This is a genomic window from Streptomyces sp. HUAS MS02 (assembly GCF_055702265.1).
In genome coordinates this window covers 8,392,488-8,419,077 of record NZ_CM146747.1, presented here as the reverse complement: position 1 = coordinate 8,419,077, position 26,590 = coordinate 8,392,488, and the positions used below count along the sequence as shown (strand labels likewise).

29 protein-coding genes, 1 pseudogene and 1 riboswitch are annotated in these 26,590 nt (G+C 71.9%); of the genes and pseudogenes, 15 read left to right on the top strand and 15 right to left on the bottom strand.

Going from position 1 to position 26,590, the window contains the following annotated elements:
* Window positions 1-62 precede the first annotated feature (62 nt).
* Window positions 63-1,088 (top strand): NAD-dependent epimerase/dehydratase family protein, encoded by a 1,026-nt coding sequence (locus tag ACZ9QC_RS36410; RefSeq protein ID WP_472921911.1) that lies wholly within the window; start codon window positions 63-65, stop codon window positions 1,086-1,088.
* Between the two features lie 146 nt (window positions 1,089-1,234).
* Here the strand turns inward: ACZ9QC_RS36410 and ACZ9QC_RS36405 are convergent, their stop codons facing one another.
* The 8 genes from ACZ9QC_RS36405 to ACZ9QC_RS36370 all read right to left on the bottom strand — a co-directional run bounded on the left by ACZ9QC_RS36405 (window position 1,235) and on the right by ACZ9QC_RS36370 (window position 8,542).
* Window positions 1,235-2,824: an alpha/beta hydrolase gene (locus tag ACZ9QC_RS36405; RefSeq protein ID WP_472916974.1), complete on the bottom strand. Its 1,590-nt coding sequence runs from the start codon at window positions 2,822-2,824 to the stop codon at window positions 1,235-1,237.
* A 170-nt stretch (window positions 2,825-2,994) separates the two neighbouring features.
* Complete coding sequence (locus ACZ9QC_RS36400; RefSeq protein WP_472921910.1) at window positions 2,995-3,792, bottom strand: urease accessory protein UreD; 798 nt, start codon at window positions 3,790-3,792, stop codon at window positions 2,995-2,997.
* Window positions 3,789-4,472 carry an urease accessory protein UreG gene (gene ureG, locus ACZ9QC_RS36395; protein WP_472916973.1) on the bottom strand — a complete coding sequence of 228 codons (684 nt, stop codon included), beginning with the start codon at window positions 4,470-4,472 and terminating at the stop codon, window positions 3,789-3,791. Before ureG ends, ACZ9QC_RS36400 begins: the two co-directional genes overlap by 4 nt.
* A 285-nt stretch (window positions 4,473-4,757) precedes the next feature.
* Window positions 4,758-5,432 carry an urease accessory protein UreF gene (locus ACZ9QC_RS36390; protein WP_472916972.1) on the bottom strand — a complete coding sequence of 225 codons (675 nt, stop codon included), beginning with the start codon at window positions 5,430-5,432 and terminating at the stop codon, window positions 4,758-4,760.
* A 15-nt stretch (window positions 5,433-5,447) separates the two neighbouring features.
* Window positions 5,448-7,169, bottom strand: a complete 1,722-nt coding sequence (locus ACZ9QC_RS36385) for an urease subunit alpha (protein WP_472916971.1) — start codon at window positions 7,167-7,169, stop codon at window positions 5,448-5,450.
* Window positions 7,162-7,473: an urease subunit beta gene (locus ACZ9QC_RS36380; protein ID WP_184896850.1), complete on the bottom strand. Its 312-nt coding sequence runs from the start codon at window positions 7,471-7,473 to the stop codon at window positions 7,162-7,164. The genes ACZ9QC_RS36385 and ACZ9QC_RS36380 overlap by 8 nt, the downstream gene beginning before the upstream one ends.
* A 9-nt stretch (window positions 7,474-7,482) precedes the next feature.
* On the bottom strand, window positions 7,483-7,785 hold the full coding sequence (locus ACZ9QC_RS36375; RefSeq protein ID WP_037727756.1) for an urease subunit gamma: 303 nt from the start codon (window positions 7,783-7,785) through the stop codon (window positions 7,483-7,485).
* A 127-nt stretch (window positions 7,786-7,912) separates the two neighbouring features.
* Window positions 7,913-8,542, bottom strand: a complete 630-nt coding sequence (locus ACZ9QC_RS36370; RefSeq protein ID WP_472916970.1) for a TetR/AcrR family transcriptional regulator — start codon at window positions 8,540-8,542, stop codon at window positions 7,913-7,915.
* Window positions 8,543-8,644: 102 nt separating this feature from the next.
* Here ACZ9QC_RS36370 and ACZ9QC_RS36365 point away from each other — a divergent pair, with 102 nt between their 5' ends.
* Entirely contained in the window at window positions 8,645-9,757 is a 1,113-nt protein-coding gene (locus ACZ9QC_RS36365; RefSeq protein WP_472916969.1) for an ABC transporter permease, read from the top strand.
* A gap of 150 nt (window positions 9,758-9,907) precedes the next feature.
* Here ACZ9QC_RS36365 and ACZ9QC_RS36360 read toward each other — a convergent pair whose 3' ends face one another.
* Window positions 9,908-10,186, bottom strand: a complete 279-nt coding sequence (locus ACZ9QC_RS36360; protein WP_472916968.1) for a type II toxin-antitoxin system Phd/YefM family antitoxin — start codon at window positions 10,184-10,186, stop codon at window positions 9,908-9,910.
* A gap of 132 nt (window positions 10,187-10,318) precedes the next feature.
* On the opposite strand from ACZ9QC_RS36360, the gene ACZ9QC_RS36355 reads away from it, so the two are divergent.
* The 3 genes from ACZ9QC_RS36355 (at window position 10,319) to ACZ9QC_RS36345 (ending at window position 11,923) form a co-directional block, all read left to right on the top strand.
* Window positions 10,319-10,975, top strand: a complete 657-nt coding sequence (locus tag ACZ9QC_RS36355; RefSeq protein ID WP_472916967.1) for an ATP-dependent Clp protease proteolytic subunit — start codon at window positions 10,319-10,321, stop codon at window positions 10,973-10,975.
* 7 nt (window positions 10,976-10,982) lie between these two features.
* The gene (locus ACZ9QC_RS36350) at window positions 10,983-11,300 is read left to right on the top strand and encodes a hypothetical protein (protein ID WP_472916966.1); all 318 of its coding nucleotides are present in this window, start codon (window positions 10,983-10,985) and stop codon (window positions 11,298-11,300) included.
* A gap of 221 nt (window positions 11,301-11,521) precedes the next feature.
* Window positions 11,522-11,923 (top strand): hypothetical protein, encoded by a 402-nt coding sequence (locus ACZ9QC_RS36345; RefSeq protein WP_472916965.1) that lies wholly within the window; start codon window positions 11,522-11,524, stop codon window positions 11,921-11,923.
* Between the two features lie 93 nt (window positions 11,924-12,016).
* On the opposite strand, the pseudogene ACZ9QC_RS36340 reads toward ACZ9QC_RS36345, so the two are convergent.
* Window positions 12,017-12,757: pseudogene (locus ACZ9QC_RS36340) on the bottom strand (helix-turn-helix domain-containing protein).
* Window positions 12,758-13,223: 466 nt separating this feature from the next.
* Window positions 13,224-13,394: riboswitch (cyclic di-AMP (ydaO/yuaA leader) on the top strand.
* A gap of 3 nt (window positions 13,395-13,397) precedes the next feature.
* Here ACZ9QC_RS36340 and ACZ9QC_RS36335 point away from each other — a divergent pair.
* Both ACZ9QC_RS36335 and ACZ9QC_RS36330 read left to right on the top strand, forming a co-directional pair.
* Window positions 13,398-13,871: a C40 family peptidase gene (locus tag ACZ9QC_RS36335; RefSeq protein ID WP_033529023.1), complete on the top strand. Its 474-nt coding sequence runs from the start codon at window positions 13,398-13,400 to the stop codon at window positions 13,869-13,871.
* A 74-nt stretch (window positions 13,872-13,945) separates the two neighbouring features.
* A complete protein-coding gene (locus ACZ9QC_RS36330) occupies window positions 13,946-14,566 on the top strand; it encodes a DUF6328 family protein (protein ID WP_472916964.1) in 621 nt (206 codons plus the stop codon).
* Here ACZ9QC_RS36330 and ACZ9QC_RS36325 read toward each other — a convergent pair.
* Window positions 14,538-14,996, bottom strand: a complete 459-nt coding sequence (locus ACZ9QC_RS36325) for an ATP-binding protein (protein WP_472916963.1) — start codon at window positions 14,994-14,996, stop codon at window positions 14,538-14,540. The genes ACZ9QC_RS36330 and ACZ9QC_RS36325 overlap by 29 nt on opposite strands.
* 247 nt (window positions 14,997-15,243) lie before the next feature.
* On the opposite strand from ACZ9QC_RS36325, the gene ACZ9QC_RS36320 reads away from it, so the two are divergent.
* Together ACZ9QC_RS36320 and ACZ9QC_RS36315 are read left to right on the top strand one after the other, a co-directional pair.
* Window positions 15,244-16,104, top strand: coding sequence for a helix-turn-helix domain-containing protein (locus tag ACZ9QC_RS36320; RefSeq protein ID WP_472916962.1), 861 nt, complete (start codon window positions 15,244-15,246; stop codon window positions 16,102-16,104).
* Between the two features lie 9 nt (window positions 16,105-16,113).
* Window positions 16,114-16,338, top strand: coding sequence for a DUF397 domain-containing protein (locus ACZ9QC_RS36315; protein ID WP_472916961.1), 225 nt, complete (start codon window positions 16,114-16,116; stop codon window positions 16,336-16,338).
* A 57-nt stretch (window positions 16,339-16,395) separates the two neighbouring features.
* Here the strand turns inward: ACZ9QC_RS36315 and ACZ9QC_RS36310 are convergent, their stop codons facing one another.
* Window positions 16,396-17,526 (bottom strand): 8-amino-7-oxononanoate synthase, encoded by a 1,131-nt coding sequence (locus ACZ9QC_RS36310; RefSeq protein ID WP_472916960.1) that lies wholly within the window; start codon window positions 17,524-17,526, stop codon window positions 16,396-16,398.
* 195 nt (window positions 17,527-17,721) lie between these two features.
* Here ACZ9QC_RS36310 and bioB point away from each other — a divergent pair, with 195 nt between their 5' ends.
* The 3 genes from bioB to bioD are packed head-to-tail and all read left to right on the top strand — an operon-like array spanning window position 17,722 to window position 21,017.
* Window positions 17,722-18,972 (top strand): biotin synthase BioB, encoded by a 1,251-nt coding sequence (gene bioB / locus ACZ9QC_RS36305; RefSeq protein WP_472916959.1) that lies wholly within the window; start codon window positions 17,722-17,724, stop codon window positions 18,970-18,972.
* Window positions 18,965-20,278, top strand: a complete 1,314-nt coding sequence (locus ACZ9QC_RS36300) for an adenosylmethionine--8-amino-7-oxononanoate transaminase (protein ID WP_472916958.1) — start codon at window positions 18,965-18,967, stop codon at window positions 20,276-20,278. The genes bioB and ACZ9QC_RS36300 overlap by 8 nt, the downstream gene beginning before the upstream one ends.
* Before the next feature lie 19 nt (window positions 20,279-20,297).
* The gene (bioD, locus tag ACZ9QC_RS36295; protein WP_472916957.1) at window positions 20,298-21,017 is read left to right on the top strand and encodes a dethiobiotin synthase; all 720 of its coding nucleotides are present in this window, start codon (window positions 20,298-20,300) and stop codon (window positions 21,015-21,017) included.
* Window positions 21,018-21,098: 81 nt separating this feature from the next.
* Here the strand turns inward: bioD and ACZ9QC_RS36290 are convergent, their stop codons facing one another.
* Window positions 21,099-23,252 (bottom strand): LuxR C-terminal-related transcriptional regulator, encoded by a 2,154-nt coding sequence (locus ACZ9QC_RS36290; protein ID WP_472916956.1) that lies wholly within the window; start codon window positions 23,250-23,252, stop codon window positions 21,099-21,101.
* 169 nt (window positions 23,253-23,421) lie between these two features.
* Here ACZ9QC_RS36290 and ACZ9QC_RS36285 point away from each other — a divergent pair, with 169 nt between their 5' ends.
* Window positions 23,422-24,108: an esterase/lipase family protein gene (locus ACZ9QC_RS36285; RefSeq protein WP_472916955.1), complete on the top strand. Its 687-nt coding sequence runs from the start codon at window positions 23,422-23,424 to the stop codon at window positions 24,106-24,108.
* A 119-nt stretch (window positions 24,109-24,227) separates the two neighbouring features.
* Window positions 24,228-24,914, top strand: coding sequence for a class I SAM-dependent methyltransferase (locus tag ACZ9QC_RS36280; RefSeq protein WP_472916954.1), 687 nt, complete (start codon window positions 24,228-24,230; stop codon window positions 24,912-24,914).
* Here ACZ9QC_RS36280 and ACZ9QC_RS36275 read toward each other — a convergent pair.
* Both ACZ9QC_RS36275 and ACZ9QC_RS36270 read right to left on the bottom strand, forming a co-directional pair.
* Window positions 24,883-25,257 (bottom strand): fic family toxin-antitoxin system, toxin component, encoded by a 375-nt coding sequence (locus ACZ9QC_RS36275; protein ID WP_472916953.1) that lies wholly within the window; start codon window positions 25,255-25,257, stop codon window positions 24,883-24,885. The genes ACZ9QC_RS36280 and ACZ9QC_RS36275 overlap by 32 nt on opposite strands.
* A 4-nt stretch (window positions 25,258-25,261) precedes the next feature.
* Entirely contained in the window at window positions 25,262-25,501 is a 240-nt protein-coding gene (locus ACZ9QC_RS36270; RefSeq protein WP_215451230.1) for a toxin-antitoxin system HicB family antitoxin, read from the bottom strand.
* Window positions 25,502-25,718: 217 nt separating this feature from the next.
* Here ACZ9QC_RS36270 and ACZ9QC_RS36265 point away from each other — a divergent pair, with 217 nt between their 5' ends.
* Complete coding sequence (locus tag ACZ9QC_RS36265; RefSeq protein WP_472916952.1) at window positions 25,719-26,588, top strand: ABC transporter ATP-binding protein; 870 nt, start codon at window positions 25,719-25,721, stop codon at window positions 26,586-26,588.
* The last annotated feature ends 2 nt before the right edge of the window (window positions 26,589-26,590 follow it).

Sequence of the window (26,590 nt, the reverse complement as noted above, 5' to 3'; positions counted from 1 at the left end):
GCGGAGCATCAAGGCGCTCGGCACCCGGACGTCGTACGGTCGAGGCCATGACACGACGTGCTGTGGTGGTCGGAGCGACGGGACAGATCGGCCGGGTGGCCGTGGGCGCGCTCGCGCGCGACGGGTGGGAGGTGACGGCCGTCTCGCGGGGCGGCGGCCGGGACGACGACTGGCCGGATGAGGTACGGACCGTCTCCGCCGACCGGAGCGACGACGCGGCGCTGGCGGCCGCGATCGGTGACGGCTGCGACGCGCTGGTGGACGTGGTCGCCTACGGTCCCGAACACGCCCGGCAGTTGCTGGCGCTGGCCGACCGGGTGGGCTCGGCGGTCGTCGTCTCCAGCGTCTCGGTGTACGAGGACGACGAGGGCCGCAACTTCGACACCCAGGCGGAGCCCGACGGCTTCCCCGCCTACCCGCTGCCCCTGCCCGAGAGCCAGCGCACGGTCCGGCCGGCCGACACCTCGTACAGCACCCGCAAGGCGGGCCTGGAGCGTGAACTCCTCGCCGGGGGCGACCTGTTGCCCACGACCCTGCTGCGCGCGGGCGCCGTCCACGGACCGCACTGCCGCACCCCGCGGGAGCTGTACTTCGTCAAGCGCAACCTGGACGGCAGGCCGCGCCGGGTCCTCGCCTACGGCGGTGCGAGCCGCTTCCATCCGGCGAGCGTCCACAACATCGCCGAGCTGATCCGGCTGGCCGCCGCCCGGCCCGGTTCGCGGGCGCTGAACGCCGTCGATCCCGACGCCCCCACGGTCCTGGAGATCGCCGCCGCCATCGACGCGGTGATGGGCGTACGGACGGAGAACGTGCTCGTGGACGGCCCCGCCCCGGCACCCACGGTGGGCGACACCCCGTGGTCCGTGCCGGTGCCCGTGGTGTGCGACATGTCGGCGGCGGAACGGGAGTTGGACTACCGCCCGGTGGTCCGGTACGCGGAGTCGCTGCCGCGGACGGTCGCGTGGATCGAGGACCGGCTGGCGGGCGGACGGGACTGGCGGGAGGCCTACCCCCGGATGGCCGAGGTGTACGGCGACCTCTTCGACTACGCGGCGGAGGACGCCTGGCTGGCCGGGCGGCAGGCGTGAACACCCGCGCGCGTGCGTGAGCGGCGCATGGGTGAGGGGGCGACCGTCGTTGCCGGTCGCCCCCTCACCGTTCCCTCATGGCCCTACGGCCCCTTCAGGTCCTGCGGATCCAGGCCCTACGGGTGCAGGTCCTACGGGGTCAGGTCCTACGGGGTCGGCGTGGCGTGCGGGGCGCACTTCACGTCGGCCTTGCCCACCTTGCCGGTGAGCAGGTAGGTGTCCACGCGCTCGTTGACGCACGGGTTGACGAGGCCGGTGACTCCGTGGGAGCCGGCCTTCGTCTCCGTGATCAGCCGGGAGCCCTTGAACCGCTTGTGCAGCTCGACGGCGCCCTCGTACGGCGTGGCCGCGTCCCGCTCGGACTGGACGATCAGGACGGGCGGCAGACCCTTCTTGGTCTTGACGTCCACCGGGGTGTACTGCTTGGACTGCCAGGTGGCGCACGGCAGGTTCATCCAGGCGTTGGCCCAGGTCATGAACGGGTGGTTCTTGTGCAGCCGGGTGTTGTCGCGGTCCCACTTCTTCCAGCTCGTGGGCCACTTGGCGTCGGTGCACTCGACCGCCGTGTAGACGGCGTTGCCGTTCTCGGAGGCGGCGTTGCCCGCGGTGTCGGTGAGGTCCGGGGCCGCCGCGTCGACCAGCGCCTGGGTGTCACCGGCGGCGTACTTGCTCCACACCTGGGCGGTGGGCGCCCACGCGGAGTCGTAGTACGGGGCGCTCTGGAAGAAGGAGATCAGCTCGGCCGGGCCGACCAGCCCGCCGAGCGGGTTCTTCTTCGCGGTGGCGCGCAGCTTCAGCCAGTTCGCCTGCACCTTCGCCTGGGTGTCACCGAGGTGGTAGGTGGCGTCGTTCGCCGCGACCCACTTCGTCCAGTCCTTCCAGCGGCCCTCGAAGGCGACGTCCTGGTCCAGGTTGGCCTGGTACCAGATCTTCTCGCGGGAGGGGTTCACCACGCTGTCGACGACCATGCGGCGCACGTGGTTCGGGAAGAGGGTGCCGTAGACGGCGCCGATGTACGTGCCGTACGAGACACCGAGGAAGTTGAGCTTCTTCTCCCCGAGGGCGGCCCGGATGACGTCCAGGTCACGCGCGGTGTTCGGGGTGGTCATGTGCGGCAGCATCGCGCCGCTGCGCTCCTTGCAGCCGGCCGCGTACTTCGCCGCGAGCCTGCGCTGCTTGCGCTTGTCGGCCTCGGAGTCCGGGACCGGGTCCATCTTGGGCGCCTTCACGAACTCCTGCGGGTCGGCGCAGGAGATGGGCGCCGACTTGCCGACACCACGCGGGTCGAAGCCCACGAAGTCGTAGGCCTTGGCCGTGTTGACCCACAGCGGGTTCTTGGTGGTGACCCGGCGCGGGAAGCGCAGGCCGGAGCCGCCCGGACCGCCGGGGTTGTAGACGAGCGCGCCCTGGCGCTCCTCCTTCGTACCGGTGCTGTTGATCCGGTCCACGGCGAGCTTGATCTGCTTGCCGTTCGGCTTGGCGTAGTCCAGCGGCACGGTGACCCAGCCGCACTGGATGGGCTTCTCCAGGCCCCAGCCCTCGGGGCAGTCCTGCCAGGCGATGCCCTGCTTCGCCGCCTTCGCGGCGGCTACGGCGACTCCCTTGGCCTCACGGTCCCGCGCACTCGCACCGTCCGCGGCACCGGCCGCGGGCGCGGTGACGGCACTGGCTATCAGGGTCGCCGTGACGAGCAGTCCGGCGGAGCCGAACGCTCCCGCCCTTCTCGTCGGCCTCATACCTCTCAAGAGGGAACTCCCCGTACATCGATTCGAAGTTTCGAAGTGTCGAATGGTCACGGGGATCCTCGTACCTGTGAGGCACCTGAGAACAGGGGGCCAACGCGTTCTTTACTAATCCGATAACCGGTGCGGAAAGTCCCGTTCAGCGGATGGCGGGCTCGCTCCCCTCAACCGTCCAGCTCGGCGAGAGCCTGGTCGAGCACACGCCGCAGCCGCAGCGCGTCGGGGGCGAGCGCGCTGACGAGGACGGCGGGGCCGGCGAGCGGAGTGAGCACGGCGGTCTCCCCCAGCACCCTCGGCTCGGGCAGCTTGTCGACGAACTCCGGCCGTACGACGAGGAGCTGTCCGAGCGCCCGGTGTCCGCCGAGCACCGCGGGCCCGTCCCAGCCGCCGGGCGCCCCCGGCCCGCACCCCACCTCCTGGTCGAGCAACGGCCGCCCGCCGAGCAGCAGGGTGAGCCGGCTCCGCAACCGTCCCGGCTCCTCACCGGCCCGGCCGAGCACCTGCTCCTCCCGGTACACCGACCGCGCCCCGACGGCGAGTTCGAGGCGCGTCGACACGGCCAGGTCGCTCCCCTGGGCAGAGATCAACTGCTCGGGCAGCCACCGCAGTTCGCCTCCGGCGGCCACGTCGATCCGTACGTCGTAGCGGGCCTCTCCCCTGGCCTGCCCGGGCAGCGCGATCGTCGCGGCGGCCGACCCGACGTCCAGCCGGGCCCCCTCGCCGACCTCCGCCTCGACGGTGAACCGGTCCCCGCCGAGCGGCCCGCTCATCGCCCCGACCAGCATGACGCGCGCCGCGTCACCGCTCCCCCGGGTGCGCCGCAGGGCCAGGGGCCCGTCGCTCTCCAGCACGGGCAGGGCCGTACCGCCCCGCCCGTCGGCGCGGGCCGCGATGCGCGCGGTGGCCCTGACGCCGGTGGTCCCCCTGTCCCGCTGCACGGCGGCCCCTCGGACCACCGTCATGCCGTCCACGCCGCGAGCTTCTCCCGGACCCAGGCGGCGACGTCCGCGACCCCGGTCTCGCCGCGCAACGACTGGAACACCACGGGCAGATGCGCACGCTGTGCCTTCGCGTCCGCGGCCATCCGGGCGAGGTCGGACCCCACGTACGGCGCGAGGTCCGTCTTGTTCACGACGAGCAGGTCGGCGGTGGTGACACCGGGCCCGCCCTTCCGGGGGATGTCGTCGCCGCCGGCCACGTCGATGACGAAGATCTGCGCGTCGACGAGGCCCTTGGAGAAGGTGGCGGTGAGGTTGTCGCCGCCGGACTCGACGAGGATCAGGTCGAGCGGTCCGACCTCGTCCTCCAGGTCCTCCACGGCCTCCAGGTTCGCGGAGATGTCGTCCCGGATGGCCGTGTGCGGGCACGCCCCCGTCTCCACGGCCGTGATCCGCTCGGGCGGCAGCACGGCCTCCCGGAGCAGGAACTCGGCGTCCTCCCGGGTGTAGATGTCGTTGGTCACGACCGCGAGGGACAACTCGTCCCGCAACGCCCGGCACAGCGCGGCGACGGTCGCCGTCTTACCGGACCCGACGGGCCCGCCGAGCCCGATGCGCAGTGCCCGCCGACTCCCGTCGGGCCGCCGCGCGTCCGCGGCGAGGGCCGAGGGACCGTCGTGGGAGTGATCGTGATCGAGATGCATGACTGCGGCTCCTTGTTCGAGGGGGGTTTCGAGGGGGGGTGGGGTATGCGCGGAAGAGCTCGGGGAGAACGGTCGTAGGGCGGGTGCGGGTGGGGGCTTCTCGCGCAGTTCCCCGCGCCCCTGAAGGGCCTACGGCCCTTCAGGGGCGAAAAGGCAGGGGCGCAGCCCCGTCTTTTCAGGGGCGCGGGGAACTGCGCGACCAGCCCCCACCGGACGGACGCCTGGGGGTCGAAGGGGCGCAGCCCCTGGGGATGGGAAGGGCAAGGGCGGCGGGGGCGAACCCGCTCAGGACGCGAACAACCGCACAGGCCAAGCCGCATGCACCTCCGCACCGATCTCCAACAACGGCCCGGAAGCCACCGGCAGCCCTCCGACCCCACCGACCCCCACCCCCCGCGCCGCCTCGACCGCCGCCCCCACCACCGCGTCCATCTCGGGAGCCAACCGCGCCAACACCCCCGTCGCCTCGAACGGATCGAGACTCAGCAACCGCACCGTCGCACTCGCCGCCCCACTCACACTCTCGTACGCGGCGCAGTACGCGGCATCGTCCGCCCCCAGCCCGGCGACACGGGCGGCCACCCCCAGCACGACCGGCTGATGCGCCCCCTTGGGGAACGCCCGCGCCACCGCGTCCAGCTCCCCGGAGGGCCACGTCGCCCGTGCCGCCCGCATCAACTGCCGCCCCAGCTTCCGCGAGGCGACCCGCAGCGCGAGCGACGGCGTACGGGCGTCGGCGGCCACGTCCAGTTCGACCGGGTCGACACCCAGCGCGGCGGCGGCCGCGAGGGACGCCGACACCAGCCCGGCGGTGTGCAGACGCCCCCGGCAGAACGCCTCCAGCCCCTCCGCCCCGGTGATCAGCCCGGCCTTGACGGCCGCCTCGGCCCCGCCGGAGTGCGCGTGCCCCCCGGCGGGGAAGCGGCCGTCGGCCAGGACGAGAAGAGTCGCCCTAGACATCACGGACCCCAGCCATCAGAAGAGGAAGTAACGCTGGGCCATGGGCAGTTCGGCGGCGGGTGTCGCCTCCACCAGTTCCCCGTCGATGTGCACGGCGAAGCTGTCGGGGTCGACGCGCACCTCGGGCCGCGCGTCGTTCTCCCGCATGTCGGCCTTGGTGACCCCCCGGGTCGACTCGATGGCGACGAACCGCTTGCCCAGCGACAGCCGCTCCGGCAGCCCGTCCTCGATCGCCAGCGGCGCCACGAAGTTGAACGAGTTCGAGGCGGGCGCCCGCCCGATGGCCCCGTACATGGGCCGCGGGAGGATCGGCTGCGGCGTGGGGATGGAGGCGTTGGCGTCGCCCATCTGCGCGTAGGCGATCTGCCCGCCCTTGATCACGAGTTGTGGCTTGACGCCGAAGAACGCGGGCTCCCACAGCACGAGGTCGGCGAGCTTGCCGCTCTCCACGGACCCGATCTCCTTGGAAAGTCCCTGCGCGAGCGCCGGGTTGATCGTGTACTTGGCGACATAGCGACGTACCCGGCGGTTGTCCGCACGCCCGTCACCGGGGAGCGCGCCCCGCCGTCGCTTCATCACGTGCGCGGTCTGCCAGGTCCGCAGGATGACTTCGCCCACCCGGCCCATGGCCTGCGCGTCGGAGGAGATGATCGAGATCGCGCCCAGGTCGTGCAGGATGTCCTCGGCCCCGATGGTCGACGGCCGGATCCGGGACTCGGCGAACGCGAGGTCCTCCGGCACGGCCGCGTTCAGGTGGTGGCAGACCATCAGCATGTCGAGGTGTTCCTCGGCGGTGTTGACGGTGTAGGGCCGGGTCGGGTTGGTGGAGCTGGGCAGGACGTGCGGCTCGGAGACGACGGTCATGATGTCGGGCGCGTGCCCGCCGCCCGCGCCCTCGGTGTGGTAGGCGTGGATGCCGCGCCCGGCGATCGCGGCGAGCGTGTCCCCCACGAAACCGGCCTCGTTGAGGGTGTCCGTGTGGATGGCGACCTGGATGCCGGTCCGTTCGGCGACGGTCAGCGAGGCGTCGATGACGGCCGGGGTCGAACCCCAGTCCTCGTGCAGCTTGAGGCCGAGGGCGCCCCCGCGGATCTGGGACAGCATCGCCTCGTGCGAGACCGTGTTGCCCTTGCCGAGGAACCCGATGTTGAGCGGGTACTGCTCCATCGCCTCCAGCATCCGGGCGAGGTGCCACGGGCCGGGGGTGACGGTCGTGGCCTTCGAGCCCTCCGCCGGTCCCGTGCCGCCACCGACCAGGGTCGTGACCCCGGACGACAGGGCCTCGTCGGCGATCTGCGGGCAGATGAAGTGGACGTGGGCGTCGATGGCCCCGGCGGTGACGATCCGCCCGTTGCCCGCGATGATCTCCGTCTCGGGGCCGATGACCAGGTCGGGGTGGATCCCGTCCATGGTGTCGGGGTTGCCCGCCTTGCCGATGCCGGTGATCCGGCCGTCCCGTATGCCGATGTCGGCCTTGACGATGCCCCAGTGGTCGATGATCACCGCGCCGGTGATGACGGTGTCCGGGGTGCCTTCTGCGCGCGTAGCACGCGCCTGGCCCATGGATTCGCGGATGACCTTGCCGCCACCGAACACGGCCTCGTCGCCGGCGAGTCCGGGGCCGCCGGAGCGGTCCTCCTCGATCTCGACGAGCAGATCGGTGTCGGCGAGCCGGATGCGGTCACCGGTGGTGGGGCCGAACAGGTCCGCGTACGCGGCACGCGAGATCTCAGGCATCGAGGGCACCTCCGGTCTCCCCGCGCAGACCGGGCACGACACGGGCGCCGGTGAGCGGTACGAGTTCGACGTCGACGGGGATCCCGGGCTCGAAGCGCACGGCGGTGCCGGCGGCGACGTTCAGCCGCTTGCCGCGCGCGGCGGCGCGGTCGAACTCCAGGCCGGGGTTGGCCTCGGCGAAGTGGTAGTGGGAGCCGACCTGGACGGGCCGGTCGGCGGCGTTGAGGACGGTGAGCCGGGTGACCTCACGGCCCTGGTTGTAGACGATCGGGTCCGAGGCGAACAGAATCTCTCCGGGAATCACGGGCCCCCCTCAGACGATCGGGTCGTGGACGGTGACGAGCTTGGTGCCGTCCGGGAAGGTCGCCTCGACCTGGACGTCGTGGATCATCTCGGGGATGCCCTCCATGACGTCGTCCCGGGTGAGCAACTTCCGCCCGGACGCCATGAGTTCGGCCACCGTGCGGCCGTCCCGCGCGCCTTCCAGGAGGTGCGCGGTGATGAGCGCGACGGCCTCGGGGTGGTTCAGCTTCAGGCCGCGGGCCCGGCGCTTCTCCGCCACGTCGGCCGCCACATGGATCAGCAGCCTCTCCTGCTCGTGCGGGGTCAGTTGCACGGCGTCCACCTCACATCCTCGCTCCGGACCGTGCGGGATCCGGTTGCCTCGCCACCGGGCAAATTCGCTGGTGGCGTGGCCGCAGGCTAATTGGGTGGCGTTTCGGCGACGTTAACGCCCCGCCCGCTCAGTCCCGGGCCTTCGGGTCGCCCATACTCGTCAGCGCCTGCAGCCCCAGCTCGACGACCTGGACCGGTACTTCCCCGAAAAGCGCGTACTGGGCGAGGAACCCCTGGGCGAGTGCCACCATCGTCCGCGCGACGCTGATCGCGGGGATGTCGGCCCGCATCATGCCGGCGTCCTGGTACGCCTCGACGATCTTGATCCAGGGCTTGCGGACCTCTGCGAACCCCTCCTGAAGGATGGCGTGCAGCTCGGGATCGCGCAGCGTCTCGGCCCAGACCTGGACCATGAGCCTCGGATAGAGGGACTCCCCCGCCTCCCCCAGCATGGGCTGCCGGTGCAGTACCCGGCGCAGGACCGTGCCGATCAGCACGTCCGGCGGCGGAGGAGGGTCCTGCGTGGTGGCTTCCTCGAACGCCGCGCGCACCTCGGCGAGGACCGTGCCGGCGATCGCGGCGATCAGTTCCTCCTTGCCGCTGAAGTAGCGGTAGACCGCCCCGGCGGACAGGTCGGCCTCCTTCAGCACGTCCTGCATGGACGTGGCGTGGAAGCCGTTGCGGGCGAAGCAGCGGGCGGCGGCGTCGAGGATCTGGCGGCGGCGGGCGTCGAGGCGCTCCTGGGATACGCGGGGCATGCCGCCCAACGTAAAACGAACGTTCCTTCTTGACAAGCGCGACGCTCGGGAGCATGGTGAGTTAAAGAAAACGAACGATCCTTCTTTTTTGAGGAGACCCAGATGTCCGCCCCGTCCGCTGCATCCACCGCGGCCCAGGCCACGGGCACAGACACAGGCACAGGCACCACCCCCGCCTCAGCCGCCCCTTCCACCGGCGCGGCGACCCCGGCCCACTCGGTGCCTCCCGGCCGCCGCATGGTCGCGATCATCGTCCTGGTCCCGCTCGTCGCGGCGCTCGCGCTCTGGGCCTTCGCCTGGCCCAACGCCCGCACCGCACCGCGCGACCTGCCGCTCGGCGTGGCCGGACCGGCGGCCGCCGTCACCCAGGTCGAGCAGCAGCTCAAGCAGCGGGACGGCGCGTTCGAGATCCACCGCTACGCCGACGAGGCGGCCGCCCGGGACGCGATCGAGGACCGGGACGTATACGGCGCGGTGGTCGTCTCCCCGGCCGGGCCCAAGCTGCTCACCGCCTCGGCCGCGAGCCCGATGGTCGCCCAGCTGCTGCAGCAGGCCGTGACGGAGCAGGCCGCGAAGGAAGGCGCCCGGGTGACGACCACCGACGTGGTGGCCGTCCCGGCGAACGACCCGCGAGGCGCGGCCTTCGGTTCGAGCGTGCTGCCCCTGGCCCTGGCCGGTACGGCGTCCGGCGCCATGATCACCCTGCTCGGGCTGCGCCGGGGTCGTGCGGCGGCCGCGTTGATCGGGGCCGCCGCGCTGGTCGGAGCCGTGGCCGCCACCCTCGCCGACAGCTGGCTCGGTGTGCTCGGCGGCCACTGGTGGGCCGAGGCCGGCGTGCTGAGCCTGGCGACCCTGGCCGTCGGGGCCACCGTGGCCGGACTCGCCGCGCTGCTGGGCAGGGCGGGCCTCGGTCTGGGCGCCCTGCTGATCGTGTTCCTCGGCAACCCGTTCGCGGGCGCCTCCTCCGCACCCCAGATGCTCCCCGAGCCTGCGGGCGTCCTCGGTCAGCTCCTCCCGCCCGGCGCCGGGGCGTCGCTCCTCAGGTCGGTGTCCTTCTTCGACGGCGCCGGCGCCCTGGCCCCGACCCTGGTGCTGACCGCGTGGGCCGTCCTCGGCCTGACGGCGATCCTCCTGGGCGGCCCGCGCGAGCGCCGCACCCGCCCCGCCGAGCGGCCCACCGACCGGACCACCCCGGAGCCGACCCCGGCCCACTGAGCCCGGCGACCGCTCTCCCACACCGGCCGTGCGCCCCCGCAGTAGCGGACGGGGGCGCACGGCCTTTCGGTTGCCGAGGTTGCCGGTCCCCCGCGCATGAGCGGGAAGCGACCGCCGCCCGGGCCAAGCCGACCGCTCGCGCCAGGAGTCCTACGAAGCCCCCGACCCCCGATGCTCCGCCGCGATGCCGAAGCGCTGTTGTTCCCGCGCCGTCGGCGCGACCTCGCGCACTCGGGAGACGGCGCTGATCACCGGCTCGTCGGCGGGCTCCTGGAGGGCTTCGAGCTGCTCCAGGTCAGCCGCGGAGACCAGGGCGACGAGGGGCTTGCCGTGCCGCGTCACGACGACGCGCTCGCCGCCGTAGACCACGCGGTTGATCAGATCGGCGAGCTCAGCCCTGGCTTGCGTCACCGGAATCTCGTAGGCCATGGAGTCCAGCTTAGACCGGGCACCTCGCGCCGCCCCGAGCGCGAGAGCCCGCTCCGGCCGACCGAAACACCTCCTCCCCGGTACGTACGTCCTGTACATTTTTTACAGAGTCGATCAGAGGAGGCGTGTCCCATGCCAGCGAACCGCGTGCCCGCGAACCGACCGTCGGCCCGTCATGTGCTGCCCGAGTTCACGGAGCGCACCAGTGCGGGTCACCGAACGATGGATCCGTACGCCAAGTTGCTGGAAGAACGGATCGTGTTCCTCGGGACGCCGATCGACGACACGTCGGCGAACGACGTGATGGCGCAGTTCATGCACCTCGAACACCAGTCGCCGGACCGCGACATCTCGCTGTACATCAACTCGCCCGGCGGCTCGTTCACCGCGATGACGGCGCTCTACGACACCATCCGCTTCGTCACCTGCGACGTGGAGACCGTCTGCCTGGGGCAGGCGGGTTCGACCGCCGCGGTGCTGCTCGCGGCGGGCACGCCGGGCAAACGGTTCGTGCTGCCCGGTGCGCGCGTGCTGATCCACCAGCCGGCGGTGGCCGACCGGATCGAGGGGCAGGCCAGTGATCTGGCGATCCAGGCCGAGGAGTTGACGCGCAACCGCCGGAGGCTGGAGGAGATGCTCGTCCGGCACACGGGCCGGAGCCCGGAGCGGATCCGCGCCGACATCGAGCGGGACACGTTCCTCGACGCGGAGGCCGCGGTGGAGTACGGCCTGGCCGATCGGGTGATCCCCAGCCACAGGACCTCGCGTACGCTCCCCGGCGCGAGGTGAGCCGCCGATGCTCCCGCCGGAACTGCCGCCGTTGCCCGCGCTCACGCGCGCCGAGGCCGAGCTGATCGACCGTTACCTGGATGCGGTCGATCTGCTCGGCCGGATCAATCCGGCCCGACCGGGCGACACCTACCGCGGGTTGCGCGCGGCGCAGGCTCTGGTCGCCAAGGCGACCGCCCTGCGCGACGCGCTCGAACTGATGCACAGGCGTGGGGAGCACGAGGTGCACGCCCCCACGCTCGCGCGAGCCCTGAGGGTGCTGGACGGCGAGCGGCGGGCGGGGCGCGTGGCGCTGCCGCCGGAGCCGGAGGACTCGCCCGCCTAGGGCGTCGGACCGCCCGCGGTAGTGGGACGGGTGAGTCTGCGGAGAGTCGAGGGAAGTATGTCGCGAACACGACATGGCCGGTTTGGTCCTGTGCGCCGCCCCGTGCGGCCCAGGAACATCCCGTGGTGTCGGTGCGAACGGTCAGGTTCGTGAGGCCGCTCGTGCTGCGGCTGCCAGGGGGACCACTGGGGGAACCCGGCTCGCCACCAAGGGGGAAACACGTGTCCATACGCAAGACCATGACCGCATGTCTGTTCTCCGCCGTGCTCGTCGGCGGCGCGCTGGCCGTCGCGCCGACCGCGTCGGCGAACGAGTCCAGCGCGCTGTCTTGCTACGGCAGCGCGAAGTCCTACTCCAAGCCCGCCGGCAACCGCTGGTACCCGCAGGGCGGTCCGTACCTCACGGCCACCAGCAACTGCAACGACATCAACATCAAGCCCAACACCACGACCAGCATCGCGGTGTGCTTCCTGCCGAGCTCGGGCGGCACGTCCTGCCAGTCGTCCTTCAAGACCGCTCCGGCCGGCCAGTGGACCGTGGTCGCGACGGACGTCCGGGACGGCACCCGCTTCTACTTCGACTTCGGCTCGACCACGGCGAACTCGGGGGTGTGGGCGGCCTGACCAGCCGCTGTGCACATACGGCACGAGTGCGGGGCCGGGTCCGCCACAGGTCCGGCCCCGCACGTGAGTGAACCCCGTTGCCAGTGGCCCTCACTACTGTGACCGCACCTGATCGGGACGATCACTCGGCAGGGTTGCCGGCGGAGTGCCAAGGAGGAGTCCCTTCCGGACGAGGACACCTTCGGAATGCTCGCCGGATGGCGAGGGCTGGTCTTCCCATCTTCCCAAGGCGGGGTGGAATCCGGCGGAGCGTGGCCTCCCAGACTTTCCGCTTCGGGTGAACTGCCGCAGCGGCCCGAAGTGCGCCTCGATCGGCTTGACCCAGGACGCGGTCGGCGTGAAGAACAGCTGGACGCGGTTCTTCCTCGCCCAGCGGCGGACCGTCTCACCCTTGTGGGCGGACAGGTTGTCCAAGAAGACGTGGATGGGGCGCCGTCCGGTCGGGCGGCCCGGATCGACCTGAGCGCTGCCAGTGTTCGCGGCACCCTTCTTCCGGCGGTTGATGCCCCAGAGCGTGTCGTCGCCGACCGAATAGCAGCCGTGGAAGTACCGGACTCCGTGGGTGCGGTGCAGCAGGAGGGGACGGCCTCCCGCCCACCGAGGGTCCAGGCAGGCCAGGCCGATCTCGTTGAACCGATGGATCGCATCGCGCACGGTGTCCTCGTCGGCCTGCACCAGCTGGGCGATCACCGGGAACCGGTTCCCGCCGGCGGACGTCAGTTGCATCATCGCGTGTCGGAAGCGCACCGAACTGCTGCTGCCCCGGCACACGATCTGCTGCAGCTTCTGCCCCTCCTGGTCGGTCAACCTGCGCACGCGGACAGGCTCAGCCACCGCACCCCAGCACTCGGATCGGACATACCGCACATCCGTCCGCCCCGCCCACCAACCCGGCGAACCAATGTGGACAGAGCACCAGAGCGTCTGAACCGATCCCGGGGCGCTCGCCGTACTACTGACGGAGCGTCCGGTCCAGGTTTCGCGCCGTCCGGACGGCCTACTGCGATCGACCCATCGGCCCATACGTCGTGAGGACCTGTCAAGTTGCGCAACACGCCTGGTACCGGGCCGGAATGCACCATTCCGGTGCTGGTGCGGACCTCCTCGACCGCCTGGACACAACAGCCGAAAAGGGTCTGTCCACCCGAACGGGCGAGTGGTGAGTAAGACCACAAATCCACGGTTCCGTTGGGATTTTCGGACTTCAGTGCGTCAAGATCCCTTCCTGACGACAAGCCCCCGCCGCAGCGGCGGGGCGATCCGGGTGGACGCCGAGTCCTGCCGCCGCCCGGATGACCGGTCGACAGAAGTGCATCGGCAGGAGTGGAGGACCCAAGCACGACGGGTCGCCGGAACGGTCAAGCCATGACCGCGCCGAGCAGCCCTTGGGGTGAAGCCGCGTCAGCGGCCGGGCAACTTCGCCAGCCCGAATCCGACAGGTCATCCTTCACAGGCGGCTGACGAAGGGTTGCGCATGACTGCGCTGAATCGTGTCCCGTCGCTGTTGACCCGGGCCGGCACGGCCTCGGCTCTGACCATCGCCGCTGTCAGCGGCAGCATCGTGGTCCCGGGCGTCGCAGCCGACGCCGAGGCCGCCACGGTGGCGTCGAAGGCACTCAAGGTCGCGGCTTCCAAGAAGGGCTCCCCTTACAAGTACGGCGCCACGGGCCCGAGCAGGTTCGACTGCTCAGGGCTGACGCTCTACTCGTTCAAGAAGGCGGGCAAGAAGCTGCCCCGTACTGCTCAGCAGCAGTACAACAAGACGAAGCACATCTCCGCGAGCAGCCGCAAGCTCGGAGACCTCGTCTTCTTCCACTCGGGCTCGAACGTCTATCACGTCGGTATCTACGCGGGGAAGGGAAAGATCTGGCACTCGCCGAAGACGGGTGACGTCGTCCGGCTGCAGAAGCTCTGGACGAAGAACGTCTGGTACGGCCGGGTCCGCTGACCCACGTGGGGGCGGCGGGGAGCTCCGCCGCCCCCACGGGCGTGCGACCGGCGGTTTTGGATACCCGTTCGACCATGGCCGACGAACGCACCCGCCCCGCACGCAACGAGACCCCACTCGAACGCGCCGACCGCAATTTCTCCGAACTGCTGCAGGAACTGCGCGTCACCCAGACCGGGGTGCAGATCCTCTTCGCCTTCCTGCTGACGCTGGCCTTCACCCCGCGCTTTCCGGACCTGGACTCCGTCCAGCGCGCCACGTACGTCATCACCCTGCTGCTCTCGGTCCTCGCGGCGACGCTCTTCACCGCCCCGGCCGCCCTGCACCGCTCGCTCTTCCAGCAGAACGCCAAGCCCGTCATCGTCCAGGTCTCGTCGAGGCTGGCCACCGCGGGCCTGATCGTGCTGATGCCGGCCTTCACCGGATCCGTCCTGCTCGTCGTGGACGTGACGCTCGGCCGGACTGCCGGGATCGCCGCCGGGGCCGGCACCCTCCTCGTGTGCCTGAGCCTGTGGGCCGTCCTCCCGAAGCTGGTGGGCCGTGTCTCCGACCGCTACGGCTCGACTCCGACCACGCCCGCACGTCCCCCCGCGCCCGCACCGTCATCGAGGACGCCTCAGGGCCCGGACACGAACGCGGACACGGAAGACACGAACTGGGACGCCGTCACGTCTCCTGCGGACCGCCCGCGCTGACCGGCTGGGCCGGGACCGTCCAGGGCAGTTCGATCGCCACCGTCTTGCCGCCCTCCCGGGTGGGTCTGACGCTGAGCCTGCCCCCGCACTCGGCGGTCAGCCAGCGGATGATGACCATGCCCCGGCCGTTGTCCTGCTGGACGGCGGCCGGGAGCCGTTTCGGAAAGCGTGGATGGCTGTCGGTGACGCCGATGCGCAGCTGCTCGTCCCGGTCGAGGGCCATGTCCACGGTGAAGGTGGGCGACTGACCGAGGGTGTGCTGGACGGCGTTGGTGGCGAGCTCGGACACGATCAGGCGCACGGTGTCCGCGATGTCGGTGTCGCCCGGCAGACCCCATTCGGCGAGCACGCCGGCGACGTAGTTCCGGGCGGCGGACACCGAGGCGGGATCGCTCGGCAGAGTGACGGATGCTTCCAGGTGATCTGCCATGGCGAGGCGTCCCTTTCCCACGGGACCGGATGTCCGACAGGGAGCGGATGGTTCGACTACGGTCCCGGACTGGTGCTTCGCGCCAGACTGCCACTACCTGGGCTGTCACGGGCACGATCCACCAAGATATGCATATATCTGTCGCTCGAAGCGGTGAACTATCCGACGGCCGACCGTATTTCGGTGGGGGTTTCGTCCATCCTCTGTCGTCACCCCGACTTCGCACGCCGGGCGGAAGGAGAATCCCATGCAGTACGGTCCGGCGGTGCGCCGCCGCAAGCTCGGTGCCGAGTTGCGTGTCCTGCGCACCCGTTCCGCGCTCACCAGCATCGAGGCGGCCCACCGCGTGGGCTGGCACCAGTCCAAGGTGAGCCGGATCGAGACGGGCGCGAGCGGGGTGAAGCCCGCGGACGTACGCAAGCTCCTGGACGCGTACGGGGTCCGCGACGCCGAACTGCGGGAGCTGCTCCTGGCGCTGGCGGGCTCCGAGGACGGCGGCGGGCGGCACAACTGGTGGCACGCGTACCGGGGCGTACTGCCGCCGACGTACCGGGACTTCATCAGCCTGGAGTCGCAGGCCGGGGGGATGCGGACGCTGGAGACCTCCGTGGTGCCCGGACTGCTGCAGATTCCCGAGTACGCGCGGGCGGTGACCCGGGCCGCGGTGGAGGGGCTGGAAGACGACAAACTCGACGCGCTCGTGGAGGTGCGGCTCGCGCGGCAGGAAGTGCTGCGCGCGAACCCGCCGCTGAAGCTGAGCGCCGTGCTCGACGAGGGCGTTCTCCGACGTGAGGTGGGCGGTCCCGAGATCATGGCCCGGCAACTGGGCCGGCTGGTCGAGGCGGCCCGGCTGCCTCAGGTGCGACTGCAGGTGCTGCCGTTCACTGCCGGGGCGCACATCGGCGTCACGGGCCCTTTCGTAATTTTCTCATTTCGGAGCACATCTGATCTGGACGTGGTTGTTCTCGACCACTTGACGAGTAGCCTCTACCTCGAACGGAAAGAAGACCTCAAGGCGTATGTCGAGGCCTTCAACGCCCTTCAGATCCACGCCCTTTCGCCCGAGGACTCGTTGGATTACATCGCCGGGTTAGCCGCCGGCGCGTAAGGAGGCACCATGTCCGCACTGCCTCGGAACGTACCCACCAGTACCGAACTGCACGGAGTGCGATGGCTGCGCAGCAGTCGCAGCACGGGGATGAACAACTGCGTGGAGACGGCCCGTCCCACGTCCGGCCGCTGGGCCGGCCTGGTGGCCGTACGCGATTCGAAGAACACGGCGGGGCCCGCCCTGCTGTTCGACCCCGACGCCTGGGAGGGATTCATCACCACGCTTCGGTGACCACCGCCGACGGCGTGCGCACTTCCGCTTACGGCGACGCTCGGCCCTGACGCCGACTCACGGCCGCGTATCGCCGATGATCCCCACGGCTCGGTCGATCTGCTCCCGCGTGAGATCCGCGCGGGCGGTCAGCCGCAGCCGCGAAACGCCGTCCGGTACGGACGGTGGACGGAAACAGCCGACGGCGAGACCCGCCGCACGGCAGTCCGCCGCCCACCGCACCGCCTGATCCGGCGACGGCGCGCGTACGGAGACCACGGCGGCGTCGGGCCGCACCGCTTCATGGCCCGACGCCGTCAGCCGTGTGTGCAGCTCCCGGGCCACCTCGCGGGCCCGCGCGGCGCGCTCGGGCTCACGGCGCAGCAGCCGGAGCGCGGCGAGCGCCGCTCCGGTCGCCGCGGGGGCGAGGCCCGTGTCGAAGATGAACGTCCGGGCCGCGTTGACCAGGTGGTCGATGACCTTCGCGGGGCCGAGCACCGCACCGCCCTGGCTGCCCAGCGACTTCGACAGCGTGACCGTCACGACCACGTCGGGGGCGCCCGCGAGCCCCGCCGCGTACGGCGCGCCCCGGCCGCCGTCGCCGAGGACACCGAGGCCGTGCGCGTCGTCCACCACGAGCCCGGCGCCGAACTCACGGCAGGCAGCGGCCAGTCCGGTCAGCGGGGCGGCGTCGCCGTCCACGGAGAACACCGTGTCGGAGACGGCGACGGCAGGCGCCCCGCCGCCGGTGGCGAGCGCCTTGCGGACCGCCTCCGGGTCGGCGTGGGCCACGACCTGGGTGGTGCCCCGGGCCAACCGGCAGCCGTCGATGAGGGAGGCGTGGTTGCCCGCGTCCGAGACGATCAGCGAGCCGTGCGGGGCGAGCGCGGTGACGGCGGCGAGGTTGGCCGCGTAACCGGAGGAGAAGACGAGGGCGGCCTCGAAACCGCAGAAGTCGGCGAGTTCCCGCTCCAGCTCACCGTGCAGCTCGGTGGTGCCGGTGACGAGCCGGGAGCCGGTGGCGCCGGCGCCCCAGCGGCGCGCGGCCTCCGCGGCGCCCTCGGTGATCTCGGGGTGCCGGGCCAGACCCAGGTAGTCGTTGCTCGCGAGATCGAGGAGCGGCGAGTCGGCGGGGCGGGGGCGCAGGGTCCGCACCAGCCCGGCCCGGCGGCGCGCCGAGGCCTGCTCGTCGATCCAGCCGAACGCCATTGGTCCTCCGGTTTGATGTGCGGCCCGCAGCGCCGGGCCGTCGTGGACGGCTCGGCGGGGGCTTTTGTAGGCAGTGCACAGACACTAACGGCCGGACCAGCCGCCCACGATGTGGCAATACCCACACGTCGATCCCACTCTGTTGTCCGAAGCCTCCTTGGCCGGGAGCGGTCCCGTAGGACAGGATCGGCTCTCATGGACCTGCTGAACACGCTGGTGGACAAGGGGCTCCGGCGAGAGCCGCTGAGCCGTGCCGAGGCGCTCGCCGTTCTCGGCACCTCCGACGACGAGCTGTTGGACGTGGTGGCCGCGGCCGGGAAGGTACGCCGGCACTGGTTCGGGCGCCGGGTGAAACTGAACTACCTGGTGAACCTCAAGTCGGGCCTGTGCCCCGAGGACTGTTCCTACTGCTCGCAGCGGCTCGGCTCGACGGCCGGCATCCTCAAGTACACCTGGCTCAAGCCGCACGAGGCCTCCGAGGCCGCCGCGGCCGGGCTCGCCGGGGGCGCCAAGCGGGTCTGTCTGGTGGCCTCCGGGCGCGGCCCGACCGACCGGGACGTGGACCGGGTCTCGGACACCATCAAGGCGATCAAGGACGGCAACGAGGGCGTCGAGGTGTGCGCCTGTCTCGGTCTGCTCTCCGACGGCCAGGCGGAACGTCTGCGGGAGGCGGGCGCCGACGCCTACAACCACAACCTGAACACGTCCGAGGCGACGTACGGCGAGATCACGACGACGCACACGTACGCCGACCGGGTGGACACGGTCCAGAAGGCGCACGCGGCCGGTCTGTCGGCCTGCTCGGGGCTGATCGCGGGCATGGGCGAGAGCGACGAGGACCTGGTCGACGTGGTCTTCTCGCTGCGCGAACTGGACCCGGACTCGGTGCCGGTGAACTTCCTGATCCCGTTCGAGGGCACCCCGCTGGCCAAGGAGTGGAACCTGACCCCGCAGCGCTGTCTGCGGATCCTGGCGATGGTGCGGTTCGTCTGCCCGGACATCGAGGTACGGATCGCCGGCGGCCGCGAGGTCCATCTGCGCACGATGCAGCCGCTCGCCCTGCACCTGGCCAACTCGATCTTCCTCGGCGACTACCTCACCAGCGAGGGCCAGGCGGGCAGGGCCGACCTGGAGATGATCGCGGACGCCGGGTTCGAGGTCGAGGGCACCGACCAGGTGACGCTGCCGCGGCACCGGGCGACAGCGGCCGCCGGTGGGGGCTGCGGGTCCGCGGAGGGCGCCGGGTGCGGATCGCACGCCGGGGGCGGTTGCGGATCGCACAAGGACGAGACCGCGGGCGCGGGTTGCGGCTCGCACGCGGGGGGCGGTGTGTGCGGTTCCGCCGACCGGGCCCCGGCCGCCGCGACCCCGGCCGGGGAGGCCCGTACGGATCTGGTGGCCGTACGCCGCCGGGGCGCCGGAACCGACCTCGCGCCCAATGCCTGAGGTGACCGGCCTGAGCCTGCCCGAGTCGTCCGGTCTGAGCGTGCCGGAGCTGGTGGAGCTCGACCGGCGGCATGTGTGGCACCCGTACGGGCCCATGCCGGGCCGGCAGGAACCGCTCGTCGTGGAGTCGGCGAGCGGGGTCCGGCTGAAGCTCGCGGACGGTTCGGGCGAGCTGGTCGACGGCATGTCGTCGTGGTGGTCGGCGATCCACGGCTACAACCACCCCGTCCTGAACGAGGCGGCGCGCGAGCAGCTCGGCCGGATGAGCCACGTCATGTTCGGCGGGCTCACCCACGAGCCCGCCGTGCGGCTGGCCAAGCACCTCGTCGACATGTCGCCCGAGGGTCTGGAGCATGTGTTCCTCGCCGACTCGGGGTCGGTGTCCGTCGAGGTCGCGGTCAAGATGTGCCTGCAGTACTGGCGCTCGCTCGGCCGCCCCGGCAAGCGGCGGCTGCTGACCTGGCGCGGCGGCTACCACGGCGACACCTGGCAGCCGATGTCGGTGTGCGACCCCGAGGGCGGGATGCACGAGCTGTGGCAGGGGGTCCTGCCCCGGCAGGTGTTCGTGGACCCGCCGCCGGTCGGGTTCGACGAGGCGTACGCGCAGTCGCTGCGCTCGGCGATCGAGCGGCACGCCGGCGAGTTGGCGGCCGTGATCGTGGAGCCCGTGGTGCAGGGGGCGGGCGGGATGCGCTTCCACTCCCCCGCGTATCTGCGGGTGCTGCGCGAGGCGTGCGACGCGCACGACGTGCTGCTGGTGTTCGACGAGATCGCCACCGGGTTCGGGCGTACGGGAGCGCTGTTCGCGGCCGACCACGCGGCGGTGACGCCGGATGTGATGTGTGTCGGCAAGGCGCTGACCGGTGGCTATCTGACTCTGGCGGCGGCGCTGTGCACGGCCCGGGTGGCCGACGGGATCTCGCGGGGCGAGGTGCCGGTGCTGGCCCACGGGCCCACCTTCATGGGCAACCCGCTGGCGGCGTCCGTCGCCTGTGCCTCGATCGAGCTGCTGCTGGGCCAGGACTGGCTCGCGGAGGTCAAGCGGATCGAGACGGGGTTGCGCGAGGGGCTCGCGTCGGCGCGCGAGGTGCCGGGCGTGAAGGACGTACGTGTCCTCGGCGCGATCGGGGTGGTGCAGCTCGACCGCCCGGTGGACATGGGGGCGGCGACGGCGGCAGCGGTGCGCGAGGGCGTGTGGCTGCGGCCGTTCCGGGATCTCGTCTACACGATGCCGCCGTACGTCACGGGCGACGAGGACGTGGCGCGGATCGCGCGCGCGGTGTGCGCGGCGGCCGCGGCGGGATGACGGAACGGAAGAGGACGACATGACGGTCCTGGTGGTCACGGGGACGGGCACGGAGGTCGGCAAGACGGTCACCACGGCGGCGGTCGCGGCGGTCGCCGTGGCCGCCGGCCGCTCGGTGGCGGTGCTGAAGCCCGCGCAGACGGGCGTACGGCCGGACGAGCGCGGCGACGCGGACGAGGTCGGCCGGCTCGCGGGTGCCGTCACCGTCCGTGAACTCGCCCGCTATCCGGAGCCGTTGGCTCCCGCGACCGCCGCGCGCCGCTCGGGCCTGCCGCCGGTGCACCCGGAGGACGTCGCCGAGGCCGCGGCCAAGCTGACGACCGACCACGACCTGGTCCTGGTCGAGGGCGCGGGCGGCCTCCTCGTCCGGTTCGACGAGGCGGGCGGCACGCTGGCGGACACGGCCCGGCTGCTGGGTGCGCCGGTGCTGCTGGTCGCCTCGGCGGGGCTGGGCACGTTGAACACGACCGAGCTGACGGCCCGCGAACTCGCCGTGCGGGAAGTCGAGTTGACGGGTGTAGTGATCGGCAGCTGGCCCGAGGTCCCGGACCTGGCGTCGCGGTGCAATCTGGCGGATCTGCCGGTGGTCGCGGACGCGCCACTGGTGGGGGCGGTGCCCGCGGGGGCCGGGGGGTTGCCCCCGGCTGCCTTCCGGGCGGCGGCCGCTGGTTGGTTGGCGCCGGCGCTCGGTGGAGTGTGGGACGCCGCTTCGTTCAGTGCGGCCGAAGCCGCGCCGTAGGGGTTCCGCTGCGGTCCACCGCGGGTACGTCGTGGCTGGTCGCGCGGTTCCCCGCGTCCCTGAAGAGGCGCGCCGCGGCTCTCAGTTTTCCGTCTCCCCCAGCAGCCTCACCAGCTCGATCCTCGATCTGATGCCCAACCGGGAGAACACTCCGCGCAGATGGTGGTCGATCGTGCGCGGGCTCAGCAGCAGCCGCGCCGCGATCTCCCGGTTGGTCGCCCCCTCCGCCGCCATGCGGGCGATCATCAGCTGCTGGGCGGTGAGCCGGGCGGCCAGGTCCTCCGCGACGGGCGCGGCGGTGGCGCGCTCGCCGAGGGCCCGGAGTTCGGAGCGGGCCTGGGACGCGCAGTGTGGGGAGCCGAAGTGGTCGAATGCCTCCAGGGCGCTGTGCAGCCGGTCGCGGGCCTCGGTGCGTCTGCGGAGCCTCCGCAGGGCGCTGCCGAACAGGAGTTCCGTACGGGCGCGTTCGAAGTCGCGGGTGCCGGAGGCGTGCAGGTCGAGTGCGGCGCGGTAGTGCTCGACGGCCTCCTCGCCGGTCGCGAGGAGGGCCCGGCAGCGGGCGCTGAGCGCGAGGTCGTCGGCGCTGCGGACGGTGCGGGCCCAGCGGTCGTAGTCGGCGTGCGCGGCGACGGCCACCCGGGTGTCGCCGGTACGGACGGCGGCCTCGACGTAGTGCGGGGTGGCGATGTGCCGGATGGCCCGGTGCCCGTGCCCGGGGCCGAACCCGGCGAGGGCGCGCAGCCGGGCGGCCGAGGCGGCGTACCGGCCGGTGGTCAGGTCGAGGAAGGCGAGGGCGAACATGGCGAGCGCGGCGGGCAGTCCGAGGCCGCGTTCCAGGGCGTGGCCTCGGGCGGACTCGGCGCGTTCCCGGCAGACCTCCTCGTCGCCGGTGATGGCGGCGAACATCGCGAGGGCGGCCTGGAGGTGGCAGGCGCCGTTGTCCTGCCCGGTGGCGTACGCCTGGCGCAGCGCGTCCACGGCGGCGGCCTCGGCGGCCTTGGGGCGGCCGGTCCAGAACTCGGCGTAGGCCCGGAACTCCATGGCCTGCGGCACGGTCGCCGTCTCGCCGCCGGCCCGCGCGGAGGCGGCGGCGCGGGCGGTGGCGCTGAAGGCGCGGGTGTGGTCGCCGAGGAGGAGGGCGGCGATCCCGGAGTGGAGGAGCTGGGTGGGGTCGCCGCCGGGACCGCAGCGCCCGGCGGCGGCTTCGAGGACGTCGCGGGCGTCGTCGTAGCGACCCTCGAACGCGGCGGCGAGGGCACCGAGGGTGCTGGGCGGCAGGATGCCGAGCCCGTCGGCGACGGCGGCGGCCTCGCGGCAGCGGCGGAGGTCGCCGGTGTAGATGGCGGCCTCGGTGGCTCGTGCCAGCAGATGGGAGGCCCGGTCCGAGGTGTGGTCGCCGACGTGCCGGACGGCGGCGGTGAGCAGGGCGTCGAACGCCTCGGCGGCGTTGCCGGCGCGCAGGGCGAGCAGTCCCGCGAGGGCGTCGTCGTCGGTGGCGGCGACGAGGCGACGGGCCCGGTCGCCGTCGCCGGACTGCCAGGCCTCGGCGGCGGCCCGGGCGAGCAGGGGCGCGCGTTCGGCCGGTTCGGGGGTGAGGCCGGCGGCGCGTTCGGCGAGGGCGGAGGCGAGGGCGGGGTCGCCGATGGCACGTGCCACCCGTGACGCGAGACGGAGTTCGGCGGCGAGGCGGCGGCTCGGGCCGAGGGCGGCGGCGGCCCGGTGCCAGGACCGGCCGGGTCGCTCGCCCTCGCCGCTGAGGACGGCGGCGAGGAGACGGTGTGCCTCGCGCCGGTCGGCCGTGGACGCGGACTCGTAGACGGCGATCCGGGTCCAGGCGTCCCGGAAGACGATGCCCTGGGCGGTGGCGTGCGCGAGGCCGGCCGCCTCCGCCGTGTCGAGCGGGCGGGTGTCGAGGCGGGCGGCGGTGACGGCGCGCGCGTAGGCGTGCGTCGCCACCGGGTACTGGTCGGCGGCGGCGAGGAGCAGCAGGAAGCGGGTGTCGTCGGGCAGGGCCCGTACGTCCCGCCGGTGGCTTCGCAGGAGGGCGGGGGCCAGTGCGAGGGGCTCGGCGGGGAGCGGGTCGAGGCCCGTGAGCTGGCGGGGGGTGAGGGCCGCGGCGAGTTCCGCGGCGGCCCGCGGGTCGCCGTGGGCGGCGTGCAGCAGGCGTACGCGCACGCCTTCGGACAGCGTGGGCACGGCGGCCGACGCTGCGTTCGGGCTCGGCCACGCGTTCATGGGGGGCGGTGGCGAGCGATGCGGAAGTTGTGGGGGGTTCACCGGAGTCACCACGCTCATCACGTTACTTGCGAGTTAACCGGCCAGTAAAGACCGGCGATTTCGCCGATGCGGCGCGCGTAGACCCCGCTGACACTCCTGACGAACCCCACCCGTTTCAGGAGGCACCATGCAACGCCGCATGCGCCGTATCGCCACTGCTCTCGCGACCGTGACCAGCACGCTCCTTCTGTCGCTCTCCTTCTCGGCGTCCTCCGCCCAGGCCGCCACCCACAACCCGGTCGTCTTCGTGCACGGCCTGAGCAGTTCGTCCAGCAGCTGGGACGACTGGATCGCGTACTTCAAGGCGGACGGCTACACGTCCTCGGAGCTGCACTCCTGGTCCTACGACTGGGGCCAGTCGAACGCCACCACGGCGGCACAGCTGAAGACCAAGATCGACAGTGTGCGCGCCGCGACGGGTGCCGCGAAGGTCGACGTGGTGGTGCACTCCATGGGCGCGCTCAGCTCCCGCTACTACCTCAAGAACCTCGGCGGGACCTCGTACGTGGACGACTTCGTCTCCACGGCCGGTGTGAACCACGGGACGACCGTGGCCGGTTGGTGCCGCTGGCTCTACACGTCCTGTGGCGAGATGTACACCGGCAGCTCGTTCCTGACCGCGCTCAACTCCGGTGACGAGACGCCGGGCAGCGTGTCCTACGCCAGCTACTGGTCGAACTGCGACGACGCGCTCACCCCGGACACCACCGCGATCCTCAGCGGCGCGACGAACGTCGAGGTCGGCTGTGTGTCGCACAACGAGATGAACAACGACCACGGGGTGTACGAGCAGGTCCGCGACTTCATCGCCTGACGCGCCACCCGCCGCCCCACGCCACCCGTCGCACAGTCGTTCCCCACGGCCGTGCGACGGGTGAGCGGGTGCTTCCCGGGGGACAATCGCGGTATCCGCCGCCCTCTTCGGGAGGTTCCATGGTCCGCGCCCGTGCCGCGAAGGACGCCGTGCACCACCCCCTCTTCGCCCGTTTCTACGCCAGACTGAGTGTGTCGGCGGAGCCGAGGATCGGCCCGCTGCGCGAGGAGTTGCTCGCCGGGCTGTCGGGGCGTGTCATCGAGATCGGGGCCGGCAACGGCCTGAACTTCGCGCACTACCCCGGCACCGTCTCCGAGGTGGTGGCGATCGAACCCGAGCACTCGCTGCGGCGGTTGGCCCTGGAGGCCGCCCTGCGCGCCGAGGTGCCGGTGGACGTGGTGCCGGGCGCGGCGGAGGCGCTGCCGGTCAAGAGCGAGGCCTTCGACGCGGCCGTCGTGTCCCTGGTGCTGTGCAGTGTGCGGGACGTACGGCGCTCGCTGAGCGAGATCCGCCGCGTGTTGCGTCCCGGTGGTGAGCTGCGGTTCTTCGAGCACGGCCGAGGCGGAGGCCGGGCCATGCGGACGGCCCAGCGGGCGCTGGACGGCTCGGTGTGGCCGTTGCTGTTCGGCGGCTGCCACGTCTCCCGTGACCCGGTCGACGCGCTGCGGGCCGCCGGGTTCGAGGTGGGGACGGTCCGGGAGGTCCTGGTGCCCGAGCAGGGGCCGCGGCTGCCCAGCTCCTACTGCGTGCTGGGCCGGGCGCGGCGGCCGGGGGTCACTGGCTCCACTGGCGCAGCTCCCGGGTGATGTCGTGCAGGCCGGCCTCGCCGCTCTTGACGAGTCGGGCCAGTTCGCGCACCTGCTCGGCGGAGGTGACGACCTTGACGCCGCTGGCCACGAGGTAGCCGTAGGCGACGGCGGAGGCGAACAGCGCGTTGGAGCGTTCCAACGCCGGGACGTGCAGGAGGAGTTGGAGCAGGGCGGCGGCGCGGGCGTGCGGGGTGTCGTAGACGGCGATGTCGAAGATCTGGGCCTCGTGCCGGGCGACGGCCGCGACGAGCGCGCCCCAGTCGGTGACCTGGGGATCGCCGGGCGTCTTGCGTTCGGCGACCATCAGGAGCCAGGCGAGGTCGATGCGAAGCTGACTCAAGGGATCAGTGACGTCCCTCGCGCCCGTTCTCGGGCCCGGTGCCGAACTCCTCGGCGAAGACCGCCTCGTACTGCTTCATGAAGTCGGCGGCGGACTCGACGAAGGTGTGACCCGCCTCCCCGGTGTCCTGCCTGACCAGCTCCTCGATGTACCGGTTCACACTCATCCCGCGCTCCAGGGCTCGCTCTCGGGCGGCTCGGGCCGTGTCCTCGTCCACCCGCACGTTCAGCTGGGTCTTGGCCATGACTCGACGCTAGCGCCGAATCGCTAGCGGAGGCAAGGGCCCACGCGACCCGGCAGCGGGCCGAGGCACCCATGCGTGCCCCTTACATCGGTATCGGAAACCCGACCTGCGGCGGAGGACACCTCGGACCTCGGGGGGATTTCGGCTGTGCCTTGGGTCACACTAGGCTCGGCCGAGAACGCCCGGAATTCGAACTGGTTCGAGCCTGGAGGCCGTTTTGTCCACTGCTGCCGCTGAGCACCCCCTCGGCCGCGCGGAAGCCGACGGCTTCGCCGCCCGTGCCCGGGGCCTGACGAAGGCGTACGGCTCGGGCGAGACGGCGGTCCTCGCCCTCGACGCGGTCGACGTGGACATCGCGCGCGGCCGCTTCACCGCCGTGATGGGCCCCTCGGGCTCCGGCAAATCCACCTTGATGCACTGCCTGGCCGGACTCGACACCGTCTCGGCCGGACAGGTGTGGCTCGGGGACACCGAGATCACCGGACTCAGGGAGCGCGACCTGACCCGGTTGCGCCGGGACCGGATCGGCTTCATGTTCCAGTCCTTCAACCTGATCCCCACGCTGAACGCGGCCGAGAACATCACCCTGCCCATGGACATCGCGGGCAAGAAGCCCGACGAGAAGTGGCTGGCCCAGGTCATCGACACCCTCGGCCTGCGCGACCGGCTGAAGCACCGGCCCGCCCAGCTCTCCGGCGGTCAGCAGCAGCGCGTCGCCTGCGCCCGCGCGCTCGCCTCCCGGCCCGAGCTGATCTTCGCGGACGAGCCCACCGGCAACCTCGACTCCCGCGCCGGGCTCGAAGTGCTCGGCTTCCTGCGCGAGGCGGTGGACCAGCTGGGGCAGACGGTCGTCATGGTCACCCACGACCCGGGCGCCGCCGCCCACTCCGACCTGGTGCTCTTCCTCGCGGACGGGCGGATCGTGGACCGCATGGAGCGTCCCTCGGCCGAGGCTGTCCTGGAGCGCATGAAGCGCTTCGACACCGTCCGGGCGGCCTTCACCCCGGAGAGCGCCCCGGCCGACGGGGCCGCCCCGGTCACCGGGGACACCGGGGCCACCGGGCCCATCGACGTCGACAAGGACTGAGA